Origin of the sequence: Yinghuangia aomiensis, from assembly GCF_039542225.1 — a bacterium.
Classification (GTDB): domain Bacteria; phylum Actinomycetota; class Actinomycetes; order Streptomycetales; family Streptomycetaceae; genus Yinghuangia; species Yinghuangia aomiensis.
Genome location: NZ_BAABHS010000013.1, coordinates 171,221 through 182,504 on the forward strand (window position 1 = coordinate 171,221; position 11,284 = coordinate 182,504).

At 72.0% G+C, this 11,284-nt stretch carries 6 protein-coding genes and 2 pseudogenes; 3 read left to right on the plus strand and 5 right to left on the minus strand.

Going from position 1 to position 11,284, the window contains the following annotated elements:
• Positions 1–251: 251 nt before the first annotated feature.
• Complete coding sequence (locus ABEA93_RS19635; RefSeq protein WP_345676923.1) at positions 252–2,372, plus strand: MMPL family transporter; 2,121 nt, start codon at positions 252–254, stop codon at positions 2,370–2,372.
• Between the two features lie 435 nt (positions 2,373–2,807).
• Here the strand turns inward: ABEA93_RS19635 and ABEA93_RS19640 are convergent.
• From ABEA93_RS19640 to ABEA93_RS19655, 4 genes and pseudogenes are all read right to left on the minus strand, one after another.
• A pseudogene (locus tag ABEA93_RS19640) lies at positions 2,808–3,878 on the minus strand (alpha-amylase family glycosyl hydrolase); the annotation flags it as partial.
• A 78-nt stretch (positions 3,879–3,956) separates the two neighbouring features.
• Entirely contained in the window at positions 3,957–4,355 is a 399-nt protein-coding gene (locus ABEA93_RS19645; protein WP_345676924.1) for a globin, read from the minus strand.
• Positions 4,356–4,481: 126 nt separating this feature from the next.
• Positions 4,482–5,507, minus strand: coding sequence for a mechanosensitive ion channel family protein (locus ABEA93_RS19650; RefSeq protein ID WP_425585005.1), 1,026 nt, complete (start codon positions 5,505–5,507; stop codon positions 4,482–4,484).
• A 71-nt stretch (positions 5,508–5,578) separates the two neighbouring features.
• Positions 5,579–7,714: a prolyl oligopeptidase family serine peptidase gene (locus ABEA93_RS19655; protein ID WP_345676925.1), complete on the minus strand. Its 2,136-nt coding sequence runs from the start codon at positions 7,712–7,714 to the stop codon at positions 5,579–5,581.
• Positions 7,715–7,870: 156 nt separating this feature from the next.
• On the opposite strand from ABEA93_RS19655, the pseudogene ABEA93_RS19660 reads away from it, so the two are divergent.
• A pseudogene (locus ABEA93_RS19660) lies at positions 7,871–8,374 on the plus strand (HNH endonuclease); the annotation flags it as partial.
• Between the two features lie 333 nt (positions 8,375–8,707).
• Positions 8,708–11,020 (plus strand): 4-alpha-glucanotransferase, encoded by a 2,313-nt coding sequence (gene malQ, locus ABEA93_RS19665; RefSeq protein ID WP_345676926.1) that lies wholly within the window; start codon positions 8,708–8,710, stop codon positions 11,018–11,020.
• Positions 11,021–11,069: 49 nt separating this feature from the next.
• On the opposite strand, the gene ABEA93_RS19670 is transcribed toward malQ, so the two are convergent.
• The gene (locus ABEA93_RS19670; protein ID WP_425585012.1) at positions 11,070–11,252 is read right to left on the minus strand and encodes a hypothetical protein; all 183 of its coding nucleotides are present in this window, start codon (positions 11,250–11,252) and stop codon (positions 11,070–11,072) included.
• Positions 11,253–11,284 lie beyond the last annotated feature (32 nt).

Sequence of the window (11,284 nt, forward strand, 5' to 3'; positions counted from 1 at the left end):
AAGGATGGCGCGGCGGTGTCGCCCACCTGTTGGATTGTCCGTCGGACCACCGCCGGAATCAGCGCATCGACGACCTGTCGCCGATGCGTCTTCGGCGTGTTTCCATGACCATGGTCTGAACCAATCCGGCACACTGTCCAACCGCCTGATTGTTTCCTTGACACCTTGCGCAGACGCGATACATCGTGTCCGTGAAGGCTCGCGACATATCGCGTTTGTGGGGGCTACAAAACATGAAGAGCTGGAAAAGGTTGTCCGCACTGCCATGCGGACGACGAAGTAAGTGGGTCGTACTCGGCTTCTGGGTCGTCGTCATCGCTGCCATGTTCCCGCTCGCCGGGAAGCTGAGCGGTGCGCAGAGCAACGAGATGTCGTCCTGGCTGCCGGGCAGCGCGGAGTCGACCAAGGTCGTCGAGATCCAGAAGGACTTCCGCGACGACACCATCGCGTACGCCAACGAGGTGTACTACAACCCGGCCGGTCTGGACCTCGCGGCCCAGCAGGCCATCACCGACGACTTCCTGGCGTTCAAGAACGTCAAGGGCGTCAGCGGCAACGTCGGTGAACCGCAGTACAACGACGCCAAGAACACCGCGCAGATCGCCATCCCGATCGCGGTGAAGGACGGCGGTTGGGAAGACCTCAGCAAGGCCGTCAAGGAGATCCGCAAAGTCGCCGACGACAAGCTGCCGAGCGGGGTGCAGGTCTACACGGCCGGTCCGGCCGGTATCGCCGCCGACCAGGCCGAGGCGTTCTCCGGCATCGACGGCGCGCTGCTGGGGATCACCGTCCTCATCGTCATCGTGATCCTGCTGCTGACCTACCGGTCGCCGACGCTGTGGTTCGTGCCGCTGCTGTCCGCGATCTTCGCGATGGTCGCCGCGTGGGCGGTCGTCTACCTGGCCACCAAGGCCGGTGTCACGGTCAACGGGCAGAGTTACGCGGTCCTCAACATCATGATCTTCGGCGCGGGCACCGACTACGCCCTGCTGCTGATCGCGCGCTACCGAGAGGAACTGCGCAACTACGAGGACCGGCACGAGGCCATGGCGCACGCGCTGCACCGCGCCGGCCCGGCCATCATCGCCAGTGCCGCCACGGTGGCCCTGTCGATGCTGGTGCTGCTCGCCGCCGAGATGAACTCCACGCAGGGCCTCGGCCCGGTGTGCGCCATCGGCATCGGCGTCGGCCTGCTCGTCATGATCACCCTGCTGCCCGCCCTGCTGGTCATCTTCGGCCGCTGGGCGTTCTGGCCGAAGATCCCGCACGTGGGCTCCGAGCAGGCGCACGCGAACGGCATCTGGACCCGGGTCGGCGGCGTCATCGAGAAGCGCGCCCGCACCGTGTGGGTGCTCACCGCGGTCGTCCTCGGCGTGTTCGCGCTCGGCCTGACCGGGCTCAAGGCGGACGGCCTGGAGCAGGCGGACGGCTTCACCAAGAAGCCCGACTCCATCAAGGGCATGGAGATCGCCAACAAGTCGTTCCCGCGCGGTGCCGGCGACCCGATCTACATCATCACCAAGGAGGCTGCCGCCGGCACGGTCCAAGACACCGTGCAGAAGGTCCAAGGCGTCTCGCCCAACGGCGTTGTCGTGGACGGCAAGGACCTCAAGGGCCACGGCCTGGTCGAACTGTCCGTCACCCTCTCCGACGGCCCGGACACCGCCGCCGCCCGGGACACCGTGGAGCGTCTGCGCGACGCCGTCCACCCGATCCCGGACGCCGACGCCAAGGTCGGCGGCGGGCCGGCGATGACGCTCGACATGCAGGCCGCGTCGGAGCACGACGACAAGGTGATCATCCCGCTCATCCTGCTGGCCGTGCTGATCGTGCTGTGCCTCCTGCTCCGCGCGATCGTGGCGCCGGTGATCCTGGTGCTCACCGTGGTGCTGTCGTTCGCGGCGGCGCTGGGCGTCAGCAGCCTGCTGTTCAACCACGTGTTCGGGTTCGCGGGCATGGACACGGGCATGCCGCTGTTCATCTTCGTGTTCCTCGTCGCCCTGGGCATCGACTACAACATCTTCCTGATGCACCGGGTCCGCGAGGAAGCCGGCCACCGCGGCACCCGGCAGGGCGCGATCGTCGGCCTCGCGGCCACCGGCGGGGTCATCACCTCGGCGGGCCTCGTGCTCGCCGCGACCTTCGCGGTGTTCGTCACCATGCCGATGGTCAACTTCGTGGAAATGGGCTTCGCGGTCGCGCTGGGCGTCCTCCTGGACACCTTCATCGTCCGCTCCGTCCTGGTCACCGCGCTGACCCACGACATCGGCCCGAAGATCTGGTGGCCGAGCCCGCTCGCCAAGCGGCCCGAGCCGTCCGGCGGCGACGCGGACGACGACGACCGCGATCGGGACCGCGCACTGGTGGGCTAGCCACACCCCGCTGACCCATCGTCAGCAACCGTGCGCACCGGGGCGCGCGGTAGTCCGAGATGCGAATCTTGGTCTACCGCGCGCCCCTTCGCGTGACATACACTCCCGATCCCCGGAACGCCCGGTCCGCACCGTCCCCGCGGCCCGGTCTGTCACCGGATCCGCACGAAAATGCGCGGCGCGCTACCGCTGTGTCCTGGACACGTAACCGGCCGCCCGCACCCATGGCGGCGGCGTCGCGGCGCCGACAGTCTGTTCCCAGTCCACCGGTCCGGCCCCGTGAACGGTCGGCGGACTCGGGAAACCCGCGTGCCGACCCAAGGGGGGGACGGCACGCGGACCCGGCAAGGGCGGTCTCACCCCCAGGAGGCCGCCCTTCGCATGTGCCCAGGCGGCCACGCCGCAGTTGCGGTTCCGTGCGCGGCTCGGCGCTCAGCCCCCCACGCTCCACCAGGCTGTCGTATGCGGCGGCACCACATGCCCTCCGCCCGGCGCCGTGTGCGCCCCCGACGCGGCGGCCGCGGCCAGCGACGCGTCGACCACGCCGCGGATCCGGTCCGCATCCCAACCGGCCAGCAAGTACGGGAAGTTGAAGGCCTGATGCAGCTCGTCCGGCCGGGTGTACGGCACCAGCCGCCCCGGATCCGGCAGCCACGCCTCCGCCACCGCGATCCGGTCGCCGCCCGCGCCGTCGCCGTACGAGTCCAGCACCCGCCGCCAGCCCCGGTACACGTCGTGCACCTCCGGCTGGTCCCAGTACGGCAGCCGGTGCCGCAGCCGACCCTCCAGCCCCTGCGGCACGGCACCCGCGTCCGGCAGCCCGAGCGCCTTCACCAGGCCGTGCGCGACATCCACCCGGAAGCCGTCCACGCCGCGGTCGAGCCAGTGCCGCAGGATCGACAGGTACTCGGAACGCACTTCGAGGTTGCGCCAGTTCAGGTCCGGCTGCTCGGGCGCGTACAGATGCAGGTACCACTGGCCGGGGCGGCCGTCCGCGTCCGGGACGCGCGTCCACGCCGGGCCGCCGAACTGCGACATCCAGTCGTTCGGCGGCTCGTCCCCGTCCGGCCCGCGGCCCTCGCGGAACATGTAGCGGGACCGCTCGCACGAACCCGGCCCGGCGGCGAGCGCCGCCCGGAACCACGCGTGCTCGTGCGAGGTGTGGTTCGGCACGATGTCGATCACGATCCGCAGACCCAGCTCGTGCGCCCGCGCCACCAGCCGGTCGAAGTCGTCGAGCGTCCCGAACACCGGATCGACGCCCCGCGGATCGGCCACGTCGTAGCCGGCGTCCGCCATCGGCGACGGATAGAACGGGCTCAGCCACACCGCGTCCGCGCCGAGATCGCGCACGTGCGGCAGCCGGGCCGTGATCCCCGGGAGATCGCCGACCCCGTCGCCGTCGGCGTCCGCGAAGCTCCGCGGATACACCTGGTAGAACACCGCGTCGCGCCACCACGGACGCCCCGCGCCGCCCGCCCGCTCCCGCCTGCCGGCCACATCCACGTACGGTCACCCACTTCCGCAGACTCCCGAACGCGAGGTCAGGTCACCCGTCAGGTCACCCTGCCGCCCCTGCCCCCGTCACTCGGCCCGGTTGACCATCGACTCGGCCGCGTACACCAGATAGCTCCACAGCTGCGTGTGGTACGGCTCGGGCAGCGCCAGCTCGTCCACGGCGTCCCGCATGTGCCGCAGCCACGCGTCCCGTGCCTCGGGCGTCACCGCGAACGGCGCGTGCCGCATGCGCAGCCGGGGATGGCCCCGCTCGTCGCTGTACGTCCGCGGCCCGCCCCAGTACTGCATGAGGAACAGCCGCAGCCGCTCCTCCGCCGGACCGAGGTCCTCCTCGGGGTACATCGGACGCAGCAGCGGATCGGCCCGGACGCCCTCGTAGAACCGGTGCACCAGTTTGGCGAAGGTCTCCTCGCCGCCCACCGCGTCGAAGAAGGAGGGGAACTGGTCCGTCGTCGAGTCGCTCACCGAACCATCCTCGCAGATGGCCGCAGGACCGCGGAGGGCCCGCGGAAAGCCTGGGGACAACTCGTCCGCAGGCCGACGGGCCGTCCCCAGAGCGGGTCAGCGCGGGTCAGCTCGGGTCAGGGCCGGTCAGGGCGCGGCCGGTCCGGCCGGCCCGGCCGGGGGCACCGGCGGCGTCGGCTCGGGTGCCGGGGCCGCGGGCGACGTGTCGGAACCGGCCGAGGCCGGCACCACCACCGGCTCGGTCAGCCGCACGCCCGCGTCGTCGAACGCGTGCTTCAGCCGCGCGCGCAGCTCCCGCCCCACCGCGTTCTCCTGCCCCGGCATCGTCTTCACCTGCACACGGAGCACGACCGCCTCGGGCGTCACCGACTCCATGCCGATGACCTCGCCCGGCCCCCACACCGCCTCGCTCCACCGGTCGGCGTCGGCCAGCGCCTCGGTGGTGTCCACGATCAGCTCGCGTACCTTGTCGACGTCCTCGCGGTAGCCGACCTGCACGTCGATCTTCGCGGTGCCCCAGCCCTGGCTGTGGTTGCCGATGCGTTTGATCTCGCCGTTGCGGATGTACCAGACGGTGCCGTCCGTGTCCCGCAGCTTGGTGATCCGCAGGCCGACTTCGATGACCGTGCCGGACGCCGGCCCCGCGTCGACGAGGTCGCCGACGCCGTACTGGTCCTCCAGGATCATGAACATGCCGGACAGGAAGTCCGTCACCAGGTTGCGCGCACCGAAACCGATCGCCACACCGGCGATACCGGCGCTCGCGAGCAGCGGTGCCAGGTTGACGTTGAGTTCGCTCAGCACCAGCAGCGTCGCGATGCCGAGGATCACGAACGACGCCATGCTGCGCATGACCGATCCGACGGTCTCCGCGCGCTGCCGCCGCCGTTCCGCGTTGAGCAGGAAGCCGGTGACCGGCCGCCCGCTGCCGTTCGCACCGTCGTTCGCCATCCGGGAGATCAACTGGGTGATCGCCTTGCGGGTGATGGCCCGCAGGATCAGCGCCACCAGCACGATGACGAGGATCCGGATGGGGGTCACCACGAGGGTTTCGCCGTGTTTGTCGAACCAGCTCGAAACTTTGCCGTTCTGCTGGTCGTCGGCGGCGAGCACCACTTCCGACAGTCCCGGTACGAATCCCGGTGCGAACACGTACGAACCTCTCTGCGCGGGTGAACCGACCCCACCACCGTAACCGGACGCCGGGTCCGTCCCGCTTCGGGCTATTCCGGCACGCCCGCCAAACCCGTCCAGCGGGCCAGGAACGCCAGGGTGTCCGCGGACAGTTCGACCGAACGGCTCACCGACCGGTCGGCATGCCCGACGTTCGCCTCGGTGCGCAGCAGCACCGGCCGCGCGCCCGCCGTCGCCGCCTGGAGCGCCGCGCACATCTTGCGCGCGTGCAGCGGATCGACGCGGCTGTCGCCGTCGAACGTGGTGAACAGCACGGCCGGGTACTCCACTCCGTCCATGACGCGGTGGTACGGCGAGTAGCCGAGCAGCCAGTCGAGTTCCTCCGGGATCGCGGCGGTGCCGTACTCGTCGCTCCACAGCTTGCCGAGGCCGAACTGCTCGTACCGCACCATGTCGAGCAGCGGCGCCGAGCACACGACCGCGGCGTACAGGTCCGGGCGCTGGGTCAGCGCGGCGCCGACCAGCAGGCCGCCGTTCGACCCGCCGGAGATGCCGAGCCCGCCGGCCGCCGCCCAGCCGCGGGCGAGGAGGTGTTCGGCCGCGGCGTGGAAGTCGTCGAAGACGCGCTGCTTGTTCTCGCGCATGCCCGCGCGGTGCCAGTCCTCGCCTTCCTCGCTGCCGCCGCGCAGGCCCGCGATGGCGTACACGCCGCCCGCTTCGACCCAGGCGAGGACGCTCGCCGAATAGCCGGGCGACATGGGGATGGCGAAACCGCCGTAGCCGTACAGCACGGTCGGGCGCGGCCGGTCCGGCTCCGCGGTGGGAGCGATGACGAACAGGCGGACGGTCGTGCCGTCCTTGGAGGTGTACTCCTCCTGCCGCACGTGGACGCGCGGCACCTCGACGGACGCGGGCGCGGTCGCCCAGACCGACACCGCACCGGTGCGGGCGTCGTAGCGGCGCACGGACGACGGCGTCCGGTAGTCGGACCAGCCGAACCAGACCTCGCAGCCGCCTTCGAGGCGGTCGAGGAGGACGCCGATCGACCCGATCGCGTCGCCGCCCCCGCCGCCGCCTTCGGCGGCATCGGTGCCGAGCGGGATGACCGCTTCGCGGGCGCCGGTCTCCCAGGTGTGCCGGGTGAGTTCGCCGCGCATGTGCCGGGTCCACGCCACGACCAGCTGCGGCGCGTCGAGTTCCGGGCCGACGAGGACCGCGAAGTCCTCCAGCACGGCTTCCGGGTCCTCGCCGACGAGCGTCGTCCAGGTGTCCGGGCCGGGGTCGGCGGCGTCCGGGTCGGCGAGGCACAGGCGGCCGCGCGGCGCGTCCAGGTCGGTGGCCAGGTAGAGGCGTCCGTCGGGGCCGAAGTACGGCCACGTCCGCGCGTCCACGCCGACCTGCAGCGGCCGCAGCTCCGGCGCTTCCGGACCGGACGCGGTCAGATCGGCGATCCACAGGTCGTTGCGGGGCTCGGTGCCCTGCGACGCGCTGACCGTCAGGTAGCGGCCGTCGAGCGACAGACCGACCCGGAAGAACGACGTCTTGTCGCGGTCCGCGCCGAACACCTCGACGTCGTCGGTGTCCGGGTCGGTGCCGAGCCGGTGCAGGTACACCCGCCGGTGGTACTGGACCTCGTCCGCGGGCAGCAGCTCGGGCGCCACGTTGCGCATGATGTACAGCGCCTCGCCGCCGGGCAGCCACGTCATCGACGATTCCTTGGTCCGGCTCACCGGGCCGTCGATCCGCTCGCCGGTCGCCACGTCCAGTACGAACAGCTCGGGCTCCTCGGTGCCGCCCCGCGACACCAGGTAGGCCAACCGGTCGCCTTCCAACGAGGGATTCCACCCGTCGAGCGTCGCCGTCCCGTCCTCGGCCAGCGCGACGGGGTCGACCAGCACCCGTTCGGCACCGTCCGGCTCTGTGACCAACAGCACGGCGTGCTCCTGATCGGGCAGCCGGCGCCGGAAGAAGCAGCGCCCGCCGCGCCACATCGGTGTCCCGATACCGCCGGTGGCGAGCAGGCCGGCGATGCGGCCGCGCAGCCGGTCCCGGTCCGGAAGGTCCGCGGCGGCCGCCCGGAACAGCGCGTCCTGGGCCGCCGACCATTCCCGGGTGGCCGCGGAATCCGCGTCCTCGAGGGGACGGAAAGGGTCGCGAACCGGCCTTCCGGCGAGCACGTCGACGGTGTCCGAACGAGGGGCGACGGGGTACTCCGGGCGCGTCATGGCGTGATCCTAGTCCCGCATTCCCGGCCTCCCCGGCAGGTGAACCGCATGTGACCATGGAGATTCCTTGTGGCGCGCAGGGTAGGCAGGCAGCGACACTGGGAGCCGATCGTCCCGGCACGAGCCACGTGCCGCAGGCGTAAAAGGAGGCATTACGTGCCGCATTCACTGGTCCTCAACGCGTCGTACGAGCCGCTGTGCGTGGTCTCGGTACGGCGAGCGCTCATTCTCGTGCTCAACAACAAAGCCACCTGCCTGGAGGAATCCGGCAGCATTCTGCACAGCGCGACCACCGAAATCCCCGTACCGAGCGTCGTCCGCCTCACCCGATTCGTCCGCATCCCCTTTCGGGGGCAGGTTCCGCTCACCCGCCGGGCGCTGTTCGCGCGGGACGGCGGGCGCTGCGTGTACTGCGGGGGCGCCGCGACCAGCGTCGACCACGTCATCCCGCGCAGCCGGGGCGGACAGCACACCTGGGAGAACGTGGTGTCGGCGTGCCGCCGCTGCAACCACGTCAAGAGCGACCGCTACATCGCGGAACTGGGCTGGCGGATGCACCGCAAACCGTCCCAGCCGAGCGGCCTGGCCTGGCGCATCATCGGCACCGGGTTCCGCGACCCGCGTTGGGACCCCTACCTCGCGCCCTACGGCGCCGAGGAGTACGGCTACGGCCGCACCGACCACCAAGTGCAGCACCAGCATCAGCATCGGACCGACCATCCCGCGCATCCGGGACGGGTCGGTTCGGGCGACGTGATCCATCCGTCCTTCGAGTACGACCCGTACGACCAAGCCGCAAGCGCATAACGGCGGCGGACCTGCCGGACGAGGCAGCAGGTTCGCCGCCGTTGTCGTCTCCGCCCACCGGACGACCGGGTCCGCGGGCCGGGAGCAGCCGCTCCCGGCCCGCGGGCTGCCGTTCGGGCGCCCCTTCGGGCGAACCCTTGCTCGAACAACCCCAAAACGGGGCGGGTGAGTGCGATGCTCGCGGATATGGAGCGTACGGAGGAGAAGGCGCCGGCGGTGTCCGGCGACCTGGCCCGGCTCGCCGCGGCCTACGGGGTCGCCACCGAGCACCACGGATGGCGCGGCGACGCGGTGCACGCGGATGAGGAGACCGTGCGCGGGGTCCTCGGCGCGCTCGGCGTGGACACGTCCGGGCCCGATGCCGTCCGGGACGCGCTCGCCGTCCACGAAACCGCGCGCCGCCGCAGGCTGCTGCCGCCGGTCATCGTCACCCGCGCCGGCCGCGGCGAAGCGTTCTCCGTGCACACCGAACCCGGCGCGCACGTCGAGCTGTGGATCGAACTCGAAGACGGCGGCGTCCGCCGCGACATCCGGGAAGGCGACCGGCACCTGCCGCCCGCCGTCGACGGCGTGGTCGTGCAGGAGCGCACCTGCGTGCTGCCCGTCGACCTGCCGCTCGGCTGGCACACGCTGCACGCGCGGGTATTGCCGACCGAGGAAGTGCCGCGCGGCTCCGGCGGCGAACCGGGCGTCCGCGCCGAGGCCCGGCACGCGAGCATCCCGCTCGCGGTGACCCCGGCCCGGCTCGCGCCGCCGCCCGGCCGCACCTGGGGCTTCATGGTGCAGCTGTATTCGCTGCTGTCCCGCCGCTCGTGGGGCCTGGGCGACCTGGCCGACCTCGCCGACCTGGCGGGCTGGTCGGCGCGCCGGCACGGCGCCGGGTTCGTGCTGGTCAACCCGCTGCACGCGGCGTCGCCGGTGCAGCCCGTCGAGCCGTCGCCATACCTGCCGGTCAGCCGTCGCTTCACCGACCCGATGTACATCCGGGTCGAGGCCGTGCCGGAGTACGCGTACCTGAGCCCGGTCGAATACGCGGTCGCCGAGGAACTCCGGCTGCGCACGGGAGACCCGGGCCCCGTACGGGAGCCGGAACCCGAGCCCGGAACGGAGGCTGGAACGGAGGCTGGAACGGAGGCTGGGACGGGAGCGGGGACCGAGGCCGCGGAGAGCATCCCGAAGCCGAGGCCGGAAGCCGCGCCGGACGACCACCTCGACCGCGACCGCGTCCGCGCCGCCAAACGCGAAGCGCTCGCACTCGTGCACCGGGTGCCGCGCAGCCCCGGCCGGGAAGCCGCCTACCGGGCCTACCTCGCCGCCGAAGGCCGCTGGCTCGACGACCACGCGACGTGGTGCGCGCTCGTCGAGGAGCACGGCCCGAACTGGCACGACTGGCCCGAGGACCTCCGCGATCCGGACTCCCCGGCGGTCCGGCAGGCCCGCCGCCGGCTGGCGTCCGCGGTCGACTTCCACCGCTGGTGCCAGTGGGTCGCCGACGAGCAGCTCGCCGGGGCACAGCGCACGGCCCGCGACGCGGGCATGCCGGTCGGCATCGTGCACGACCTCGCCGTCGGGGTGCACCCGGACGGTTCGGACGCGTGGGTCCTGGGCGCCGCGCGCGGCGGCGAAGTCCTCGCGCTGGACGCGACGGGCGGGGCGCCGCCGGACGCGATGAACGCATTCGGGCAGGACTGGAGCCAGCCGCCGTGGCATCCGGTGCGGCTCGCCGAAGCAGGCTATGCGCCGTACCGCGAACTCCTGCGCGCGGTCTTCCGGAACGCGGGCGCGGTGCGCGTCGACCACATCCTCGGGCTGTTCCGCTTCTGGTGGATCCCGCGCGGCAACCGGCCCGACCGGGGTGCGTACGTGCGCTACGACCACGAGGCGATGGTGGGCATCCTCGCCCTGGAGGCACACCGCGCGGGCGCCGTGGTGGTCGGCGAGGACCTGGGGACGGTCGAGCCGTGGGTGCGGGACTACCTCGCGGAGCGCGGGATCCTCGGCACGTCGGTGCTCTGGTTCGAACAGGACGCGGACGGGCCGGTCGCGCCGGAGCGCTGGCGGGAACTGTCGCTGGCCACCGTCACCACCCACGACCTGCCGCCGACGGCGGCCCGGCTGTCCGGCGAACACGTGGACCTGTGGGCCGGCCTGGGCCTGCTGCGGGAGTCACCGGAGGACGCCCGGCGGGAAGCGGACGCGGACCGCGACGCGTGGCTCGACCTGCTGCGCGACCGCGGCCTGCTGCGGCCGGGCGCGGGGGAGCGGGAGCGCGTCGAGGCGCTGCACCGGCTGCTGGCGCGGACGCCGTGCCGGATGCTCGGGGTGTGGCTGCCGGACGCGGTCGGCGACCGGCGCCCGCAGAACCTGCCGGGGACGTTCCGCGAATACCCCAACTGGGTGCTGCCCGTCGCCGACGGGACGGGCCGCCGCGTGCTGCTGGAAGACCTGGCGGCCGACCCGCGCGCGGCATCGCTCGCCCGGGTGCTGCGCGGGCTCTAGCGCCGCGGGATCGCGGAGGAGAGCCGCACGGCACCCGGCACGGCGGGGTTCAGCGCTTGCTGCCGCCCTTTTTCATGATGTCCGGGAGGGACACCAGGAACGCGATGACCGCGAAGAGCAGGATCGGCAGGCCCACGAAGTAGCCGAGCGTCTCGCCGATGCTGAGACCGGAGCCCGGGTCGTCGCCGTCGTCCCGCGTCAGGGCGAACGCCGGGGACGAGATAAGCAGCATGAGCGTCACGCCGGCCGCGACCGTGCCGGCAC

What these genes read in the sequence shown, in the direction of transcription:
- ABEA93_RS19655 (WP_345676925.1), bottom strand. Translation starts at nt 7,714, where the DNA reads ATGACGCGCCCGGAGTACCCCGTCGCCCCTCGTTCGGACACCGTCGAC.
- malQ (WP_345676926.1), top strand. Translation starts at nt 8,708, where the DNA reads ATGGAGCGTACGGAGGAGAAGGCGCCGGCGGTGTCCGGCGACCTGGCC.
- ABEA93_RS19670 (WP_425585012.1), bottom strand. Translation starts at nt 11,252, where the DNA reads ATGCTGCTTATCTCGTCCCCGGCGTTCGCCCTGACGCGGGACGACGGC.